Below are 18,937 nucleotides of genomic sequence, written 5' to 3' on the forward strand. Positions count from 1 at the left end.
GCCTGGCGCACACGAATCGTCTGACACCTTTGACAGCCACCTCGGGCAACATCCACCCGTGTGCCAATCGCTTCCTGCTGCGCACCTACCGCAAGGTGTATGAGTTCCGTGCCGCCCCGGGCGCGGCCTTCGAGACCGCCTTCGCCGCCCTCCCCGTCTCCCTGACGGACACCGTGGAAGGCCAGGGCGAGGCCATCGAGTACGACTCCACCGGGACGAGCTATTACACCAGGTGGGTGTGCATGCGCCCCACCCTTTGATGACACGCCGCCATCCTCCCAGCGGACGTAGCGCACCGTGGTGCGGCGGAACTCCTCTGAAAGTGCGATAGAAGCGGCCATTCGAACACCTGGGGAGGAAACAATGACCAAGACCGCCGACTTCCGCCGCCTGCATCAGTCCGGCATCCTGCTCCTGGCCAACGCCTGGGACGCCGGGAGCGCGCGCCTCGTCGAGAGCCTGGGCGGCAAGGCCGTCGCCACCACCAGCGCCGGGGTCGCCTGGGCCTGGGGCTACAAGGACGGCCACGCCCTGCCGCTGGAGCGCCTGCTGCAGACCGCCAGCGCCATCATCCGCGCCATCGAGGTGCCCCTGACCCTCGACATGGAGCGCGGCTTCGGCAACACGCCGGAGGAAGTGGCCGCCGCCGTGACCTCCGTCGCGCGCCTGGGCGTCGCGGGCCTCAACATCGAGGATGCCGACCTGCCGCCCGAACACCTCGTCGCCCGCATCAAAGCGATCCGCGCCGCCCTGAAGCGCGAAGGCCTCGACATCTTCATCAATGCCCGCACCGACGTCTATCTGCGCGGGCTTGCCCCCGAGGGCCAGCGCGCCGCCGAATGCATCCGCCGCGCCGGACTCTATGAGGAGGCGGGCGCCGACGGCATCTTCCCCGCGGGCATGACCGACATGGGGGATATCGCCGCCATGGTGAAGGGCACCCGCCTGCCGGTGAACATCATGGCCCGCCCTACCCTCGCCCCCGCCGCCGAACTGGAGAAGCTGGGCGTGCGGCGCATCACGGCGGGCAGCGCGATCTCCGAGGCCATGTACGCCCATGCGGCGCGGCTGGCGGGCGGTTTCCTGAAGGATGGGCTGTCGGCCCCGGTCACGGCCGAGTCGATGCCCTATCCGCAGGTGAACGGGCTGATGAAGGCCTGAGCGCAAGCGCCAGGGCCAGGAGAACCAGCGCGGCTGCGTCGGCGAAGGTCGTTCTCATGCCGGAGAGAGCGCCAGGTGGCTCGCCTCCCCAGCGTCGACCCGCCAGCCGGTGCGGACGACAGTCCGTCGTGGCGGCGTCGGAGCTGAAATTCTCCGCGCTGCTCGAGCGTCTCTCCGCGTGCTCTCCATGGAAGATTCGTCCTCCAATCACCTGTCGCTCCCTTGTGCGGGCAGCGGTAGTGACCAGCCTTCTCGCCAGGCCACGCATCCCCGCTCGCGGGAGTCCCTGGCGGACTTCGTCGACTCGGCGGCCCTGGGCCTGCATTGGGTCGCGCCCAATGGAACCATCCTGTGGGCGAACAAGGCCGACTACGAGCCGCTCGGCTACACGGCCGACGAGTACATCGGCCACAACATCACCGCCTTCCACGCGGACGCCGCGGCCATCTCGGACATCCTCCAGCGGCTCACGCGGGGGGAGCGGCTCCTGGAGTACCCGGCGCGGCTGCGGTGCAAGGACGGCTCGGTGCGCGAGGTCTCCATCTCCTCGAGCGTCCGCTTCGACGAGACGGGGAAGTTCCTCCACACCCGGTGCTTCACGCGGGACGTGACCGAGCACGCCCAGGTCGCACGCGCGCTGCGCGAGAGCGAGGAGCGCTTCCGGATGCTGCTGGCGGGGGTGAAGGACTTCGCCATCTTCATGCTGGATGCGGGGGGCCGCGTGGAGACATGGAACCAGGGCGCCGAGCGGCTCTACGGCCATACGATGGAGGAGCTCGTCGGGCAGCACGTCTCGACGCTCTACACGCCCGAGGACCTTCGGGCGGGCCGCGTGGACGAAGAGCTCGCGGCGGCCAGCCATCACGGCCGGTACGAGTCCGAGAGCGAGCGCGTGCGCAAGGATGGGAGCCGCTTCTGGGCGCATGTCGTCACCACGGCGCTCCGGGACGAGGAGGGACGGCTGCGGGGCTTCGCCAAGGTGACGCGGGACGTGACGGAAAAGCGCAAGGCGGAGGAGGAGAAGGAGCGGCTGCTGCGCGAGCTCAAGGCGGCCGTCGCGGCCCGCGACGAGTTCCTCTCCATGGCCTCGCACGAGCTCAAGACCCCGCTCACCTCGGTGAAGCTGAACCTGCGCGCCCTGGAGCACCGCGCGGAAAAGACGGTCGAGCAGACGGAGGGCGCGGGGAGCCGCAGGCTCGTGCTCATCCACGGGCAAATCGACCGGCTGGCGAAGCTCGTCAACAGCCTGCTGGATGTGTCCCGAATCACCGCCAACCGGCTCGACTTCCATCGGGAGGAAGTGGACCTCGGAGAAGTGCTCCAGGATGTGCTGGGGCAGTTCAAGGAGGATCTGGACCGGGCGGGATGCGCGCTGCACCTGAGAACCGACACGGGCGTCGTCGGCCGGTGGGACCGGCTCCGGGTGGATCAGATTCTCAGCAACCTGCTCTCCAATGCCATCAAGTACGGGCCGGGCAAGCCCGTCGAGGTGGATCTGCGGCGGTTGGGCAAGAGCGCGCGCCTCGTCGTCCGGGACCATGGCATCGGCATCTCGGAGCGGGACCAGGAGCGCATCTTCGATCGATTCGAGCGGGCGGTGTCGAGCCAGCACTATGGTGGCTTTGGCCTCGGGCTGTGGATCAGTCGGCAGATCGCCGAGGGACTGGGAGGCAGCATCACCGTTCACAGCCAACCAGGGCTGGGCTCGACCTTCGTCGTCGAGCTCCCCCTGAGTGGGCTACCGGGTGGAGAAGAGTGACGCTCCCGCGGAACGGTCTGGATCCAACCGTCGCCCACGGATTCAAAACGACTCGAGAGACGTCAGCCGTGCTCGGTGATTCCGTTTCCACCACAACCGTCCACCATCAGCACTTTTTTGGGTTTTCGGCTTTGACAGGGAAGCAGTAATTTTCTACTTTTAAAGCAAGCAGAGGCTCAAGCCCACTCCTACTGTAATAGGGATGGGGGGTCGATGGCGACCCAGACTGAGCGTCAAGGTGGGGGATGCAGAACTCGTAGCCAACAGCGAAACCACGAAGGGACGTCATGCACACCGCCACCTCGCCCAGCTCCGCCGGTCTCTCCCTGCCCAGCGCCTCGAGTTCGGAGGAGGAAGGGAGCCAGAGCTGCGGTGTCCAGACGACGATGCCCCTGGAGCTCGCGCGAGCGGAGGCGGCGCAGCGGCGTGAGGAGTCGATGGCCCTGCTGCGCGAGGCGGCGGTCCGCCTGCGGCCGGAGAACTGGCTGTCGGCCTCCGCCGAGAAACCCTCGGACAGTGGCTTCGAGGACGTGCGCTCGCGCTACCACCACTGGCTGGAGCACGCGCCCTTCAACTCGGCGGACCCGGTCACCTGGCGCTTCCTGGTGGACCTGGCCATCAGCTACGCCTCCTACACCTACCGGCCCGCCCGGGGCCTGCGGCGGGCCGAGGCCGATGCGCTCGTCTCCTGGTTCACCTGTTTCTGGAAGCTCGACAACCTCGTGGATGACGCCCGCGAGCTCCTGCCGCCCAACTACCTCGAGGCGCTGCGCCAGGACATGAAGCGGGCGTGGTTCGGGTCCGAGGAGCAGCTGGACGCGCTCCTCCCCCAGCACGAGGGCGACGTGGTGGCCTTCCGCGACCAGGCGGTGGCGCTGCTGATCGACCACCGCAAGCAGCTGCGCACCCTGGGGCAGCCCATCGAGAACCATCCCGGCTACCAGAACGCGGTGTGGAACCACATCATCTGCCAGACCGAGGCCCCACGGCGGGTCGACTCGCTGCCGGAGTACCTCGAGATGCGACGCATCCGGGGCGGGATGGAGTGCGTGCTGCACATGTACCTGACGCTCCAGGGTCTCGACTGGGACGAGTCGTACGCCCGCGTCCTGGACCTGGCCAACCTCGCCACCTGCCTCACCGACGATCTGTTCTCGGTCGTCAAGGATCAGCGCGACGGCGTGGAGAGCTCCGTCACCGTCTGTGGCCCCAACGGCCACCTGCGCGTGCTGGAGCTCGTGTGCGACCTGCACCGGGAGATGTTCGAGCTGCTCAAGCGTCGCGTGGCCGCGGACGGCTCGGTGCAGACGCAGCTGTTCGTGCGCACGATGCTCGACGTGGTGGTGGGCATGGTGCAGTGGCAGGCGGCCAACCCCCGCTACCGCGAGGGGGCGCTCTGGCTGGACCAGGAGCTGCGTGCCCAGCGCGGGGAGGCCGCCCGGGCCGCCTGAGCTACTTGTCGGCTGGACGCGGTGAGCCCTCGGCGGCAGGCTCCTGCTCCCCCTGCGCCGTGCTCTGCCAACCGTGCTGGGAGATGAGCAGGTGCACCTCGGTGGACGTCTCACCGACGCTGTGTGTCACGGTGCTCAGGTCCCCAAGCTGTTGCAGGGTGCCCTCCATGAGCTGATTCAGGTCCTTGATGGCCTGGAAGATCTGCTGGACCCCCACGCCCTGCTGGCTCACCGTGACGCTGATCTGCCGCACCGCGGAGATGCTCTCCTTCATGATGGAGGTCAGCGTGCGCATGTTGTCGCCGGTGGCCTTCACCTGCTCGACGTTGCTGTTGACCTTGTCGACCCCCCGCTCCGTCAGCTCCACGGCATCGCGGATGGACTGGGAGAGGTTGGTCAACATGTCGCGCACGTTGTTGGTGGCCTTGACGGACTGATCCGACATGGTGCGGATCTCCCGCGCCACGACGCCAAAGCCCTTGCCATGCTCGCCGGAGCGGACGGCCTCGATGGCCGCGTTGACGGCCAGCATGTTGGAGCGGTCCGCCAGCTCCTTGACCACGCGGGTGATGCTGTCGAGCTCCCGGGTGAGCTCGCTGAGATTGCGGATGCTCAGGGCCATCAGCTCCACCTGGGAGCGGATCTCCTCCAGGCCGTGGAGGCTCTGCTGGATGGTGGCCTCGCCCTTGCTGCTGATCTCCTCGATGCGGCCCGTCTGGTACAGAAAGCCCTCGGCCTTCTGGGCCGTCGTCTGGGACGTCTGGTGGATCTCCTGCACCGTCACCTGGGCCTCCTCGAGTGCCGCGGCCTGCCGGGTGAGGGACTGGTTCTGCACGGAGTTGGACTGCTCGAGCTGCCTGGCGCTGGTGCCCAGCTTGGTGGCGGTGCGGTCCAAGGCGAGCGCGAACTGGCGCAGCTGGTGGAAGGCCCGGGCCGTGGAGCGCGCCAGGTCTCCCGTCTCGTCCGTCGTCACCCAGGGGGCGATGACGGGCTGACCGGTGGCGAAGCCCTCGATGGAGTCCTGGACGGCGCGGAAGCCGCGCTCCTGCTGTTGCGTGAGCAGCCAGGCCGCGCTCGCGCTGGTGATGAGCATGTAGAGGCTGACCAGCACCAGGGGCAGGGAGATGTTGTCGAGGAAGCCGGCGAGCGACTTGTTCACCGTGACGAGGACGTCCGGAGGAATGGACGCCGCCACCTCCCCGTACAGGTTCATGCCCATCTGGGTGAGGATGGAGCCCAGGGCGAAGACGGTGCACAGCACGAAGAGGGCGAAGCAGTAGGGCAGGTACCAGCTCTGCTTGGGCCACAGCAGGCCCCGGGCCCCGGGCAGGTTGGCCTCGGGGTGCTTGAAGAACTCCTCGAGGGCATGGGGCATCAGCAGCCGCTCGAGGAAGACGCGGGTCCAGATCATCACCAGCATCATCATCACCAGGATGACACCCGAGCCCCAGGGCACGATGTAGAGCGGCTTGTTCAGCCGCAGGGCGAGCCAGAGCAGATAGGCCGAGTTGCCCGTGATGTAGACCGTGAGGATGCTGACCTCGAGGGCCCGCGGCAGCTTGAGCAGGCGCACCAGCCGGGCTCCGGGCGGATCATCCGGCCGGAAGGCGAAGGCCCGCCGCGTCTGCAGGTGCACGAGCCACAGTGGAAGCCCGACGCCACACACCAGGGCGAAGACGGGGATGGGCGAGATGGCCACCACCGCCTGCTCCTGGGGAATCCGAGCGATGAGCAGGACGATGTAGATGGCGCACGGCAGCGACGTGAACAGATTCACCTGCTGGAGCAGGAAGATCCGCCACGCGGTACGCCCGATGTCCGCAGGCTGGGACTGGGACTGGGGCTGCGTCTGGGTCATGACTCGAACAGTCTTTCTGAGAAGGCGTGAGGCCCGGGGAGCGTGAGGCCGGGCGCCCAATGTAGACCGCAAGACGAGACGGGAACAGGGGCAACTCCCGGCACGGAGGCTGGGCGACCGGGCCAGGGCGAACGTCCTGCCCCGTGTCGGCCCTGCCCGATGGCAGGTAGCGGAGAGTTCTCCACACCCCGTGGCTGCTCGATGCCATGCTCGCGAACATGGCCTCCTCCAACCAACACCCCGCCGACAACCACGACCTGATCCGCGTCCAGGGCGCTCGGGAAAACAACCTCAAGGACGTCAGCGTCGAGCTCCCCAAGCGGCGGCTGACGGTGTTCACCGGTGTCTCGGGCTCGGGCAAGTCGTCGCTGGTGTTCGGCACCATCGCGGCCGAGTCGCAGCGGCTGATCAACGAGACCTACAGCACGTTCGTGCAGGGCTTCATGCCGACGCTGGCCCGGCCCGAGGTCGACGTCCTGGAAGGCTTGACGACCGCGATCATCGTCGACCAGGAGCGGATGGGCGCCAATGTCCGCTCGACGGTCGGCACGGCCACCGACGCCAACGCGATGCTGCGGGTGCTGTTCAGCCGCCTCGGCAAGCCGTACGTCGGCTCGTCCAACGCCTTCTCCTTCAACGTCCCGTCGGTCCGCGGCGTCGGGCAGCTCTCGACCGAGAAGGGCGCCGGGAAGAGCGAGAAACGCGAGTTCACGGTCACCGGCGGCATGTGCCCGCGATGCGAGGGCATGGGCTCGGTGAGCGACATCGATCTGTCGCAGCTATACGACGACACGAAGTCCCTCGCCGAGGGCGCGCTCACCATCCCCGGCTACACCGTCGATGGATGGCTGGTGCGCATCTTCTCGGCCTCGGGCTTCCTCGATCCGGACAAGCCGATCCGGCGCTACACCAAGCAAGAACTCCACGACTTCCTCTACCGGGAGCCCACCAAGGTCAAGATCGACAACATCAACATGACCTACGAGGGGTTGATCCCCAAGGTGCAGAAGTCGTTCCTGTCCAAGGACGTCGAGGCGATGCAGCCGCACATCCGGGCCTTCGTGGAGCGCGCGGTCACCTTCACCGCCTGTCCCGAGTGCGGCGGGACCCGGCTCAGCGCGGCCGCCCGGTCCTCGAAGATCAAGGGAATCAACATCGCCGACGCCTGCGCGATGCAGATCAACGATCTGGCCCAGTGGGTGCGCGAGCTGGACGAGCCGTCCGTCGCGCCGCTGCTGAAGACGCTGCGGCACACGCTCGACTCGTTCGTGGAGATCGGGCTGGGCTATCTCAGCCTCGACCGGCCGTCCGGCACGCTGTCGGGCGGTGAGGCGCAGCGCACCAAGATGATCCGCCACCTCGGCTCGTCGCTCACCGACGTGACCTACGTCTTCGATGAGCCGACGGTCGGGCTGCACCCCCACGACATCCAGCGGATGAACGAGCTGCTGCTGCGGCTGCGCGACAAGGGCAATACCGTCCTCGTGGTCGAGCACAAGCCGGAGGTGATCGCGATCGCCGACCACGTCGTCGACCTCGGCCCCCGCGCGGGCACCGCCGGCGGCGAGGTGGTCTTCGCGGGGACCGTGGACGGACTGCGGGCCAGTGGCACGCTCACCGGGCGTCACCTGAGTGATCGGGCCTCCCTGAAGCCGTCGGTGCGCACGCCGTCGGGGATGATGCAAGTGCGCGGCGCCCGCACGCACAACCTGCGGGACGTCAACGTCGACATCCCGCTCGGCGTGCTGGTGGTGGTGACCGGCGTGGCCGGGTCGGGCAAGAGCTCACTCATCCACGGCTCGGTGTGTGGCCGGGACGGGGTGGTGTCGGTCGACCAGACTCCCATCCGGGGCTCGCGGCGGAGCAACCCGGCGACGTACACCGATCTGCTGGAGCCGATCCGCAAGGCGTTCGCGAAGGCGAACGGCGTGAAGCCCGCCCTGTTCAGCGCCAACTCCGAGGGCGCCTGTCCGACCTGCAACGGCGCCGGGGTGATCTACACCGACCTGGGGATGATGGCCGGCGTCACCACGGTCTGCGAGGAGTGCGAGGGCCGGCGGTTCCAGGCATCGGTGCTGGAGTACCGGTTCGGCGGGCTCAACATCGCCGAGGTGCTCGACCTGTCCGTCGACGACGCGGTCGGCTTCTTCGGCGCTGGCGAGGCGCGTACGCCGGCCGCGCACGCGATCCTGCGGCGCATGGCCGACGTGGGGATTGGCTACCTGCGGCTCGGCCAACCGCTCACCACGCTGTCGGGGGGCGAGCGGCAGCGGCTCAAGCTCGCCACGCACATGGGGGCCGACGGCGGCGTCTACGTGCTCGACGAGCCGACCACCGGGCTGCACCTGGCCGACCTCGAGCAACTGCTCGGGCTGCTGGACCGGCTGGTCGACTCCGGCAAGTCGGTCATCGTGATCGAGCACCACCAGGCGGTGATGGCGCACGCCGACTGGATCATCGACCTTGGGCCGGGGGCGGGCCACGACGGCGGGCGGGTCGTGTTCGAAGGCACCCCGGCCGACCTGGTGGCGGCGAGGTCGACCCTGACCGGCCAGCACCTGGCGGCATTCGTCGGCGGCCGTTCGAAGGCTGTATAGGAGGGCACCGCCACGCCGGACTCATGCAGGCGGCAGAGCAGCTCGCGATTCCACGCATCGAGCCGGGAGTGCATGACCTACGCCGTCGCGGGCATGGTCACCACGCGCGAGTTCATCGTGATGGCCGCGTGGCATCTGTTCGAGCGTGACGCGCTGCGCGGGCGCTTCTTGAACGGCGGTGAAGACGAGCAGTTCGCGATCCTCGAGGAGATCCTGCGCCTGGATCCGGTGGCGGCGATGCTGCACCGGCGCGCCGCCGAGGAGACGCAGCTGGCCGCGGCGGGGCCCATCGCCGCCGGGTCGGTCGTCGCCATTGACATCCGGGCGGCGAACACCGACGAGGCCGTGACGGGCCCCTGCCCGCACATGATCGATCCCGACCGCGCCAGGCGGATGAAGGTGCTCGGTTCCTATATGAGCTTCGGTGACGGCAATCATCGCTGCCCGGGCGCGCAGGTGGCGATGCACGAAACGCGCGTGTTCCTCGATCGACTGCTGCGGGTGCCGGGCATCCGGCTGGAGCGAGCGCCCGAGATGCGCTGGTTCGATGAGTTGATGAGCTATGAGTTGCGCAACGCCAAGGTTGTCTGTGACAGGAGTTGAACCGCGGGCATCTGCCCGCGGATACTCGATCACCTCGCTTTGGTGAGGAGCGCTCTCGCCGCCGTTGGCTCGGAAGAGAATCGGGCCTGCCGGGGCTCCAACTCGTCCCCCCTGTGCTCGGCCAGCATGCCGTACAGTTCGGGACGGCGACCGCGGATCCAGCGGCGTCCGGTGCACAGCGGGAGCAGGTCGAGGTCCAGGTCCGCGACCACCATGTCGTCACCCGCCCTCCAGGTCTCCGCCAGGATGCGGCCGTAGGGGTCGAGGATCATCGCGTTGCCGGTGCGCACCTCATCGTCGTCCAGGCCGACACCATTGCTGAACAGGAGGAACATGCCGTTGTCGTGGGCTCGCGCTGGGAGCCAGCGCATCAGCCACTCCCGACCCTTCTGTCCACGGAATTCAGCCTCGAGGGCGCGGGGGTCTTCCGCTCTTCGCCGCCAGATCTCGGGGTCGATCCGCCCCATGGCGTGCGGGCTGCGCGAATTCGTCCCGCCGGTCTGATGCGGTGCCATGAGCACATCCGCGCCGAGGAGCGCTGTCGCACGGGCGTTTTCGACGAGGTTGTTGTCCCAGCAGATCAGCACCCCGACCCGGATTCCCAGCGGCGTGTCGAAGACGGTGTAGCGATCGCCACTCGCCATGTGCTCGCTCTCGAAGGAGTGGAGCTTGCGATGGGTATGAACCGTCCCATCCGGCAGACAGACGGCATAGGCGTTGTAGAAGCGGCCGTCGGCGCCCTCCTCGATGAGGCCGGCGCCCAGCACGAGATCCTGTTCGCGAGCCAGCGCGCGGAGGATGTCGACCGAGGGACCAGAAGGAACTGGCTCGGCCAGCGCCGAGATGCCCGCCCGGTCGAGGTGGCGAACATGCCAGTAGCCCGTCACGCACATCTCCGGGAAGGTGATCAGCTTGACGCCGTTGGAGGAGGCCAGCCCGGCGAAGTACCGGATGCGCTCGAGGTTGTAGGCCTTGTCACCCGGCAGATGCTGGAACTGCACCGAAGCGACCCGTATGCTCGTCATGGCTCGAACTCTCCTCTGTCGGTAGGCGTGCGTGGGCAGTGCCGCCGGTGCGGTGGCCGGCCTCGGACGCGGGAGGGAGCATCCGAGACGAGCGTGGTCCCGGTAAACTGTCGACCTTTGCCCCATGCCTGCCGAAAAACGCACACCCTCGTTGGATTGGGACGACCTCCGTCACTTCGCGGCCCTGGCCCGGCACGGCAGTCTGGCCGCCGCGAGCCGGGCCCTGGGCGCCGCCCGCTCGACGATCGCGCGGCGTGTCGAGGGACTGGAGCGTCGGCTCGGCAGGCCGCTGCTCGTTCGGACGCCAGACGGTTTCAGGCTCACCGACGATGGCGCGACCGTGTTGGCGCAAGCGACCGCGATGGAAGAGGCCGCGCTGGTGGTGCAGCGTCGTCTCGAGGGCGATGACGGTCCGAAGGGGCCGGTGCGGCTCACGACGTCCCGGTCCCTGGCTCATGGCTTCCTGGTGGACCGGATGGGACCGCTCCATGACCGCCACCCCGGGCTCGACGTCGAGTTCATCGCCGAGACGCGGGTGCTCAGCCTGTCCCGCGGGGAGGCGGACATCGCGATCCGCCTCGGTCGGCCCGCCGACAGCGACCTGCTGGCCCGGAGGGCCGCCACGGTGGGTTATGCCTTCTTCGCGCCCGCTCGAAAGCGCGATGCGCTTCTTTCCCGCGAGCAGCCACCCCTCGTCGGGTATGGAGCGGACCATCAGGCGGCCGAGGCTGCCTGGATGGCGTCCCGCTTTCCCAGTCATCGGTTCATCTTCCGAAGCAACAGCCTCCAGGCCCAGGCGGCGGCCGCGCAGGTCGGATATGGCATCGTGCTGCTGCCCTGTTTCCTGGCCGCGAGCTACCCAGGCCTCGTGCGAATCCCGTTCGGCCCGCTTCCACCCGAGCGCGAGGTCTGGATATTGATGCGCCGCGACTCGGCCCGGGTGCCCCGGGTGAAGGCGGTGGGAGACCATCTCTTCGAGCTCTTCCGAGACGAGCGCGCGCTGCTGTCCGGAGCCCAGGCTCAGAGGGAATGACCTCGGCCTGGGCTCTGGTATCCGACTTGATAGCCGGCCGTCGCGGCGTTCAGCTCCGTCCCACGCCTCCCTCCCCTGGCATGAAGACTCCGTCAGGGCGGGCCGAGCGTGGCAAGGACAAGTGACCTTGACCACTCAGGTCTATACATCGATCCGACATCTGGAGTAGGAAGCCGGAGCGACGGGAGATTGGCAAATGAGCGACACCTCGAAGTGGAAGGGCGGCCGGATCGGGCTCTATGAGATTGGCGGGCGATGTCAGGACCTTCCAGAGGACGCGGGAGAGATCTACGAGGCGCGCCATGTCGAGACGGGCGCACCCGCGCTGGCGCTCCGGCCGGGTCCGGGGATGAACTGGCGGCCGCGCTCGTCGTGGGACGTGCTGACCACGCATGTCCTCCAGCCGGACTTGCTCATCGTGCATCCCCGGTGGCCGAGCGACGCACGGGCTCCGAGCTTCCACGAGCTGTCCCTGGCCTACATCCACATCGCGGGCGCCCTGGCGCTCCTGGCTGAGCGGCGGGGAGAGGGGTCCTCCTTCGTGGCACAGACGCCAATGCCTTCCCGCACACGTCGCCGGGCGGTGCGGTGGGGCCTCGCGGGCGCGGGCGTGGCCCTGACGGTGGGCCTCGCGCTCCTGCTCTGGCCGCGTGCTCCGGAGCATTCCCCTGCGCGCAACCCACTGGGCGAGTCTCCCAGCTTCACGGATGGAAAGGACCTTTCCACGGGAGCCATCGCTTACCCCATGCCGGAAAAGCCTTTCAGTGAGCAGCGCAAGCCTCCGTGCATGCCCGAACTGGAAGTGGAGATCCGAGGCGGATGCTGGGTTCAGGCGGCACAGACCGCGCCCTGTCCCCGAGGTTCAGCCGAGTACCAGGGCAAGTGCTACGTGGCCGTGAAGAAACCCGACCCAGTGCCTCGTTCCGTTCAGCCCTGACACGGCGGAGAACCCAGGAAGCAGCCGAGGAGGATCCTCCCTCCAAAGCGGCGGGTGGTGATCCGCTGAGATCCGGGCGAGCCCACCCGCTCCCGGAAGGCCGAGCCCCCACCGGATCCCGCCCGCGTCGATCCCTGGTCGGTGGATGCCGAGCAACTGGCCCGGGAGTCCCGGGTCGTCACCGTGTGCCTGGGCTGTCAGGGCGAGAAGCGTCGGTCCTGTTCCGACTGCGCGGGCTCGGCCCGCCGCACGTGTAGGGGCTGCTCGGGCTCCGGACGGGTGCCGGGTGCCAAGGGGGGCATGAAGAACTGCCCCACGTGCCGGGCGCGGGGCGACGTGAAGTGCACCGCGTGCAGGTCCGGCAAGATCGACTGTGTGACGTGTGGCGCGGATGGCCGGGTGGATGCGTGGCTCGAGGTCGAGACGCAATTGCTCACCCAGGTCCAGTCCCATCCCGCCAACCGGTCGAGCGCGATCCACGAGATGCTGACGCTTCCCGAGGATTTCGACGCGCCACCGCGCGGGTGGGTGAACCGGCTCGTCGAGGACGGGGGGGTCCAGCCGCCCTCGCATCCGTGTCCCGAGGGTCTTCGTGCCCGGTTGAATGCGGTCGAGGACCGGCTCGTGTCGGCGCGGATCCAGACCTTCGCGAGTGACGTGTTCCGGGTGAATTACGCCACGGCTCAAGGGAAGGGCCTGGTGGAGGTCGCGGGGTGGCGCTCCGTCGTCACGGGGGCGACGGTGTGGACGCCGCTGTCCAAGCGGACGAAGGCCTCCTGGGCGGTTGGCATCGGCGCGTTGCTGGCCGGCCTGCTGTTCTGGGCCCTGTATGTATCGCGCCACGATTGGTTCGCGAGGCACGGCCACCCCGCGCTCGTCCTGCTGCCGACGATGGTGGCGGCCTTCGTCGCGTTCAAGGCGGCCGCGCATCGCTTCCTCGCCCCGCCCGCGCGCTCCGTGGCCTCCCTGAAGCGGATGGTCGGGGCGGTGGCCGCGTGCTGGCTGGTCTCCCTGGGCGCGTTCGGCTTGGGAGGCCCAACGGCACGAGGCGCCCAGGCCGCCCTGGACGCGGGCGACAAGGCGCGCGCGCGCGTGGAGGCCGAGGCGCTGGTGTCCTTGGGCGTCGATCGCGAGGAGGGCACCCGGTTTCTCGACGCCCTGCACCTGGAGGAGGTCCACCGCGCGACGCCGAGTCCGCTCGAACAGGCCCGGCGTGTTGGCATGCCCTGGTATGGCACACAGTCCCGAGAGGAAGCCCTCGCCCTGCTTCGCACCAACGTGCAGGCCGCCTCGGATGCCCATTTCAAGGCGGACGATGCGCGAGCGCTCGGCGAACTGGCCCGCGCCACCGAGGAGCTGCTGCCCGAGGCTCGCGATGGCCTTTACGGCCGCGCGGCGCTAGCCCGGGCCGCGACGTGCCTGAAGGGCAAGGACTTCCCCTGCGTGGACGAGGAGCTCAGCGGTCCCGCCGCCGCGCGCGCGCCCGCCGGGGAACTCGCGTCCGTGCGGGCCGCCCACGTCGCCGCGCTCAAAGCCGCCCGGGACGAGGCGCTCGTGCGTGTCGCCGCCACCCAGGAGCTGGAGGCGCAGCGCCAAGCGCTCGAGGAAGTCCTCGGGTTGTCGCGGCGCCTGCTGAAGGCCGGTGAGGGTACCGAGGCCGCGCTCACAGCCCTCGCGCAACGCCTCGCGAGGGTGGAGGCGCGGATCGCCGCCGCCAAGAAACGCGCCGAGGCGCTGGCCGCTCGGGAGCAGGCGCTGCGCGAGCGCCAGGAGCGGGTCGAGGCCGCTTCCTTCTCCGGGTCGGGGTACTCGGGCGGGGGGCGCGTGCACGTCCGGGGGTACTACCGGAAGAATGGCACGTACGTGTCTCCGCACACCCGGAGTCGGCGCAGGTAGCGCGGCGGACGGCGGGCGTGTCTCAATGAACCTGGGCTGCCGCAATCATTTCGTGGGCAGGGGGTGGAAGGCCACACCGTCGAGCCCCAGGCGCACGCAGGTGTCGACGAAGCGCTCGGTGCAGACGACCACCGTGGAGAAATCCTCCAGCCGGAAGGCGTCCCGGTGGTTGGGCAGGGAGGCAGCATCCAGCACGAGGTGCTTGGGCAGGGAGAGGCCCAAGCGGCCACAGCGAGGGCACGGCGGTTTACCGTTGGAGGGCAGGCAATCTGGGTGCGCTCGGCCCACGGGGAGTAACTCCAACTCGAGCAACACGGGCGAGGCGCGCTGGCGGAAGCGCAATTGGGTGGGACAGCCCTGAAGACCTGGCAGGCCCTCGGCTTGGAGTTTCTCGAACGCCTCGCGCTGCACGAGCGGCCACCAAGGGACTGGAGTCACGAATTGCCCGAAGCGGCCTCGAGCCTTGCCCACGAGCGGGCCAAAGGTTGCACCGGGTGTCAGCACGGCTCCTGGTGGGAGGAGTGGGCGCACCAACTCGCACAGCCGTTCATACTCCTGGATGGGCTCGGGCCGCGCTTCTTCGAAGTCGGCCAGGGAGGCAATGGGGGTGAGGTCTACCGAGGGGTACGCTTTGGAATTGTCACTCCAGGTGGCCTTGCAGCTAGGGCAACCGAGAATGCCCGGAAGCCGCCACTTGTGCATGCCGTCAACGTTGCCCGTGTAGCCCGCGAACCTGTCTTCCTCGATTTTGAAATATCGCATTCGTGGCTTCTCGGCCGAGGCTATGGGGCCTGCCATCGCGGGACAAGAAACAGGGGATAGCAGGTAGAGGAGGCGTGCACAGGCCACCTCGGGGACCAGGTCCGAAAACCGCCAGCACCGCGCCGCAGTCCGTGCGATATAAGCGGCCAGGCCAACACCTGTGAAGCAGGGGAACGCACCCATGAGCCGAAGAGCCGGATGCGGGAATTCTGCACGTCCGGATCTGTGGGGGCCGGGGTGGGAACTGCCCCGGTCTACCCGACTCCGATATCTCGTCTCCTACGAATCGTCTGACACCTTCTCCGCCCCCGTGGATGGGCTCCATCAGCTCTCGACAGCGATTGGTACGCCCAGCTCGTTTGCTACCGGCGTGTAGAGATCGACCTCTGTCTCGTCTGTTTCTATCGAGACGACGAGTGAAAACCGAACGGACGTGGGTTTCTCGGCCCTGCGGGCGTCCGCTTTCCACCCCCCTACCGGGAGGACGGCCAGGACCTGGCGAGAGGCAAGCTCCGCTGCCGACCCGTGCCACACATCCGAGTGGATGGAGCCGCGATTGCGCCGGGCTCCTTTGAGCTCCCAGCCGGGGTCTGTTCCCGTACTACTCGTATAACCTTCGTCCTGCATCGCCTTGCTGAGCCTCGCGCTAAACGCGGAGTTGCTTTCAGTGGGACGACGCACCGAAAACCGGAGTCCGTGCGATTGGTAACGGAACCGCCCCATCCAACCGCGTTGTGCCGGATTTGGCTCGATGAAGTAGGAGAGCGTCACCCGAAGCCGGACATCGGCGGCGCCAAGGCGTTGCAGTTCCTCGACCGGCCATGGGAATTCGTGAAGGCGCATCTGCGCTGGCAACTTGCCCGCTTTAAAAGGGCGAAGCTCATCTTCGACGATGAGCGTCAGCACATCGCGTGCACTCCACCGGGCTCGTGCGAGGCTTGGTACGCCGTAGCCATAGAGCCGGATGCGATGGTCCTTGTTATGGATCCGGCTCAACATCGCGGGCGTCCAACGGGCGGAGTGGACAAGGAGGGCCCGAATCGTTTCGGGCCTGAGCGTGGGGTACTCTGCCCAGAGGTGGGCCGCCATACGGGCGGCCTGAGCAGTCGCCGCGCTCGTGGCGTTGGTATACGTGAACAAACGACCTCGGCTCATCCGGTCGGTCGTGAGCAGCGAAAGGCTGGGAATCGAGGCGTCTGGCGGAAGAGTTCCTCCGGGGCTCAGCGCGACATTTCCTCCCTCGAGAACAAGGTCGGGTTTGTTCGGCCACCCTCTGTCGAAGGTCATGGATGAAGTGCTCGTGGGAGAAATGTCACCGTGTGGAGCAATTGGCAGCCACCCGGAAAGCGCGGGTTCCGCAATGATGTCCCTCTCCGTGTACGCGCCGATGGTCAACGCGTTCCACGCCTGAGCGGGATCGAGCGGTTTTCCCGTCATGATTCCTTCCGGGTAGTGCGGATACCCGTCTGGGTCAGCGTTTCCCGCGCAAATACAGTAGAGCCGTTGTCGCCCGTCCTCCACTCCTGCGGCGAGTCGATCAATCTCCGCCGACCACGAAGAGGGGCGGCCCCCCGTCCGCCCATTACTCGTTGAAACCGACATCGAGAAAACGCGGAGTCGCTCCGGAGCTGCCACCTCGACCTGACCAGCCGCATCGGCGGTGATCGCACCGTAAAGTTCGGGAGGGTTCGCAGCCGGAGGCGGCGGAAGGATCTTCACCGACTCGAGACCTACCTCGAGTGCAACGCGCATCTTCGACTCAAGCGCGTCAATCAGATCACCATACCCCGCGAGACCTGCCATTTCGGTGCCGTGGCCATCGTGATCGGCAAGGCCCCAGTTTTTCCGATAAGCGAACATGTTCGCGGCGGGGAGAAGAGGAGCGAGGAGCGGATGATTGTTGCTTACTCCCGTGTCGAGCACGCACACCACCGGCGGATCTGACGCGGGAAGAACAAGGCGGGACAACAATTCCCGGCTCCATTCGCCTTGCTCACGCGACGGCATTTCCACGAACTCCGTCGGTGGTGTGCGCGCAGGCCGAAGTTCGGCGAGCGTGTCCAGGATGGCGAATGACGAGAGCTGGGTTGCCGTACCCGACACGAGTAGAACTCGCCGGTCGGGGAACTCGAGCGAGCGCTCTCCGGTGACCAACCCATGTTGCCTGCACAGCAAGAGAAAGGAGGAGAGCAGTTCCTCGGAAGGATCGCGGAGCCAAGCCTCCCAAGCCATAGGCTGCGAGGGAGCGGGGAACGGGAGTTCCGGGTCGGTCCAGAGTTCCTGAAGAGCCGCGAGCTGAAACGAGGCGATCGAAGCGACGAGGGACTCGTTGGCGGGTTTACCTTTACGGGTATCCTTACGAAGATAGTCCCGCAGCTTCTCTTCGATGATCTGAAAGCCGCCTTGAGGCACGAAAACCTGAGCGACTGTTGTGCCCTCGACCTCTCTCACGGCCAGGACGCGTGGGCCATCAGAACGTCGACTGTCGAGCGACTCGAAGGGAAGCTCGGATCCGGGCTCGCCGCGCACAGTGAGAGACACTCCCGGAACGTCGGCTCCGCCACCACGAGCCATGATGCCGGTCTTGAAAGCGGCTCCGTATTCCCTAAGCAATCGTTGACCGTGAGCAGCACGGTCCCTTGCTGGAGGAGTCCGCGAGTGCGGCACGGAAAGCGGCGAAACGTAGTCGTAAGATGTACCAGTCCCCTGAACGAGCAGGTGCCGCAATTTTTCCGGTTTCTCTTCCGCCATCAGCCCCCCGCGTACTTGACCTACTTCATCGCGGCGAATTCTCGCTGCTCACGGAGCGCTTCGATGAGCGCCTCGGTCGAAACCTCCCGCGTTCCAGCGAGAACGGCCTGCTTTGCCGCATCATCACACGCTCGCGCAAGCAGCGCATGGCTCAGCCCGCGAGCTGCGGGGCGAATCCGGGTCCACGTCAGGCAGCCCGTGTCGAAGGGAGCGAGCCGATTCCTCATTGTCTCCTCTGCTTGGGCTTGGGAAGGCAGCGAGAACTCGATGACGTCATCGAAGCGACGGAAGAGGGCACGATCCAGCATCTGGGGGTGATTGGTCGCGGCGAGAACGACACTGTTCGAATCATCCTGTTCGAGGAGTTGCAGGAACGAATTCACCACCCGCCGGATCTCACCAACATCGTTCCCGGCCGTGCGCTGCCCGCCAATCGCGTCGAACTCATCGAAGAGGTAGACGCCTCGGGTTGCCCGTATCGCGTCGAAAACGAGCTTCAACTTCGCGGCCGTCTCGCCCAGGAACTTCGTCACGAGGGACTCGAACACGACCTTGAAGAGAGGCAGGTGGAGTTCGCCCGCGATGACCGTCGCACACAATGTCTTGCCCGTGCCCGGCGGGCCTACGAGCAGCACTCGATGGCGCGGGCTCAGCCCATGAGAGCGGAGCTGCTCAGCCTGACGCTGTTCGTGAAGGAGCCTGTCGATACGGCGCCGAAGCTCGGGCGCGGCTACAAGTTCGTTCAGGGTCGCCTTCGGGTACGACGCAGCAAGTAGTCCACCCAGCTCGCCCCGCGGCTGCGCGAGGGGGACAGGCCTTTTGACCCCATCCTCCTTGGCGCGATCGATGATCTCACGAAGCTCACCAGCCAGCCGGACGTGGCCCTGCCGAGCCTCCAAGGCGGCGACCTGCATGGCAACCGCCAGGAAGCGAGGCTCGTCTCCCTTCGTATGGCTCTCAATGAGGGCTTTGACTTGCTCGGCAGTGGCCATGGAGTTCCCTCGTAATACTCTACGATGGCTCTCTGTCGGAGCCCATTTCTGGACACTACTTCTTTCTTCTCGCAGGCTCACTTTTCGCACCCCCGCCCGAGGAGCAACTTGG

The 18,937-nt window shown here is 67.2% G+C and carries 13 protein-coding genes and 1 pseudogene; 9 read left to right on the forward strand and 5 right to left on the reverse strand.

Annotated features, from left to right (window positions below; translation table 11 throughout):
- The 4 genes and pseudogenes from D187_RS44060 to D187_RS44075 form a co-directional block, all read left to right on the forward strand.
- Positions 1-260, forward strand: a pseudogene (locus D187_RS44060) (hypothetical protein); the annotation flags it as partial.
- Positions 261-363: 103 nt separating this feature from the next.
- A complete protein-coding gene (locus D187_RS44065; protein WP_002632003.1) occupies positions 364-1,161 on the forward strand; it encodes an isocitrate lyase/PEP mutase family protein in 798 nt (265 codons plus the stop codon).
- 187 nt (positions 1,162-1,348) lie between these two features.
- Complete coding sequence (locus tag D187_RS44070) at positions 1,349-2,920, forward strand: sensor histidine kinase (protein WP_155894014.1); 1,572 nt, start codon at positions 1,349-1,351, stop codon at positions 2,918-2,920.
- 287 nt (positions 2,921-3,207) lie between these two features.
- Positions 3,208-4,371: a terpene synthase family protein gene (locus D187_RS44075; RefSeq protein WP_002631997.1), complete on the forward strand. Its 1,164-nt coding sequence runs from the start codon at positions 3,208-3,210 to the stop codon at positions 4,369-4,371.
- A gap of 1 nt (position 4,372) precedes the next feature.
- Here the strand turns inward: D187_RS44075 and D187_RS51305 are convergent, their stop codons facing one another.
- A complete protein-coding gene (locus D187_RS51305) occupies positions 4,373-6,229 on the reverse strand; it encodes a methyl-accepting chemotaxis protein (protein ID WP_002631996.1) in 1,857 nt (618 codons plus the stop codon).
- A 206-nt stretch (positions 6,230-6,435) separates the two neighbouring features.
- Here D187_RS51305 and D187_RS44085 point away from each other — a divergent pair, with 206 nt between their 5' ends.
- Together D187_RS44085 and D187_RS44090 are read left to right on the forward strand one after the other, a co-directional pair.
- Positions 6,436-8,826, forward strand: a complete 2,391-nt coding sequence (locus D187_RS44085; RefSeq protein WP_002631994.1) for an ATP-binding cassette domain-containing protein — start codon at positions 6,436-6,438, stop codon at positions 8,824-8,826.
- Between the two features lie 72 nt (positions 8,827-8,898).
- A complete protein-coding gene (locus D187_RS44090) occupies positions 8,899-9,429 on the forward strand; it encodes a cytochrome P450 (RefSeq protein ID WP_002631992.1) in 531 nt (176 codons plus the stop codon).
- A 29-nt stretch (positions 9,430-9,458) separates the two neighbouring features.
- Here the strand turns inward: D187_RS44090 and D187_RS44095 are convergent, their stop codons facing one another.
- The gene (locus D187_RS44095; protein ID WP_002631990.1) at positions 9,459-10,454 is read right to left on the reverse strand and encodes a nitrilase family protein; all 996 of its coding nucleotides are present in this window, start codon (positions 10,452-10,454) and stop codon (positions 9,459-9,461) included.
- Positions 10,455-10,578: 124 nt separating this feature from the next.
- Between D187_RS44095 and D187_RS44100 the strand changes: the two genes are divergently transcribed.
- The 3 genes from D187_RS44100 (at position 10,579) to D187_RS44110 (ending at position 14,320) form a co-directional block, all read left to right on the forward strand.
- Positions 10,579-11,487: a LysR family transcriptional regulator gene (locus tag D187_RS44100; protein WP_043434803.1), complete on the forward strand. Its 909-nt coding sequence runs from the start codon at positions 10,579-10,581 to the stop codon at positions 11,485-11,487.
- Between the two features lie 196 nt (positions 11,488-11,683).
- Entirely contained in the window at positions 11,684-12,424 is a 741-nt protein-coding gene (locus D187_RS51310; RefSeq protein WP_002631986.1) for a hypothetical protein, read from the forward strand.
- Positions 12,425-12,565: 141 nt separating this feature from the next.
- On the forward strand, positions 12,566-14,320 hold the full coding sequence (locus D187_RS44110; RefSeq protein WP_020918696.1) for a DnaJ-like cysteine-rich domain-containing protein: 1,755 nt from the start codon (positions 12,566-12,568) through the stop codon (positions 14,318-14,320).
- A gap of 45 nt (positions 14,321-14,365) precedes the next feature.
- Here D187_RS44110 and sitI6 read toward each other — a convergent pair whose 3' ends face one another.
- The 3 genes from sitI6 to D187_RS44125 form a co-directional block, all read right to left on the reverse strand.
- On the reverse strand, positions 14,366-15,082 hold the full coding sequence (gene sitI6 / locus D187_RS44115; RefSeq protein ID WP_002631982.1) for a SitI6 family double-CXXCG motif immunity protein: 717 nt from the start codon (positions 15,080-15,082) through the stop codon (positions 14,366-14,368).
- Between the two features lie 324 nt (positions 15,083-15,406).
- On the reverse strand, positions 15,407-17,833 hold the full coding sequence (locus tag D187_RS51760) for a S8 family peptidase (RefSeq protein ID WP_002631847.1): 2,427 nt from the start codon (positions 17,831-17,833) through the stop codon (positions 15,407-15,409).
- A 20-nt stretch (positions 17,834-17,853) separates the two neighbouring features.
- Positions 17,854-18,825 (reverse strand): AAA family ATPase, encoded by a 972-nt coding sequence (locus D187_RS44125; RefSeq protein ID WP_002631846.1) that lies wholly within the window; start codon positions 18,823-18,825, stop codon positions 17,854-17,856.
- Positions 18,826-18,937 lie beyond the last annotated feature (112 nt).

The sequence above is a fragment of the Cystobacter fuscus DSM 2262 genome, assembly GCF_000335475.2.
Lineage (GTDB): Bacteria > Myxococcota > Myxococcia > Myxococcales > Myxococcaceae > Cystobacter > Cystobacter fuscus.

Excerpts from the sequence above, each read along its gene's own strand:
- D187_RS51305 (WP_002631996.1), bottom strand. The coding sequence starts at position 6,229 with ATGACCCAGACGCAGCCCCAGTCCCAGTCCCAGCCTGCGGACATCGGG.
- D187_RS44125 (WP_002631846.1), bottom strand. The coding sequence starts at position 18,825 with ATGGCCACTGCCGAGCAAGTCAAAGCCCTCATTGAGAGCCATACGAAG.
- D187_RS44085 (WP_002631994.1), top strand. The coding sequence starts at position 6,436 with ATGCTCGCGAACATGGCCTCCTCCAACCAACACCCCGCCGACAACCAC.
- D187_RS44090 (WP_002631992.1), top strand. The coding sequence starts at position 8,899 with ATGACCTACGCCGTCGCGGGCATGGTCACCACGCGCGAGTTCATCGTG.
- D187_RS44070 (WP_155894014.1), top strand. The coding sequence starts at position 1,349 with ATGGAAGATTCGTCCTCCAATCACCTGTCGCTCCCTTGTGCGGGCAGC.
- D187_RS44095 (WP_002631990.1), bottom strand. The coding sequence starts at position 10,454 with ATGACGAGCATACGGGTCGCTTCGGTGCAGTTCCAGCATCTGCCGGGT.
- D187_RS51310 (WP_002631986.1), top strand. The coding sequence starts at position 11,684 with ATGAGCGACACCTCGAAGTGGAAGGGCGGCCGGATCGGGCTCTATGAG.
- D187_RS44065 (WP_002632003.1), top strand. The coding sequence starts at position 364 with ATGACCAAGACCGCCGACTTCCGCCGCCTGCATCAGTCCGGCATCCTG.
- D187_RS51760 (WP_002631847.1), bottom strand. The coding sequence starts at position 17,833 with ATGGCGGAAGAGAAACCGGAAAAATTGCGGCACCTGCTCGTTCAGGGG.
- D187_RS44075 (WP_002631997.1), top strand. The coding sequence starts at position 3,208 with ATGCACACCGCCACCTCGCCCAGCTCCGCCGGTCTCTCCCTGCCCAGC.
- D187_RS44100 (WP_043434803.1), top strand. The coding sequence starts at position 10,579 with ATGCCTGCCGAAAAACGCACACCCTCGTTGGATTGGGACGACCTCCGT.
- sitI6 (WP_002631982.1), bottom strand. The coding sequence starts at position 15,082 with ATGCGATATTTCAAAATCGAGGAAGACAGGTTCGCGGGCTACACGGGC.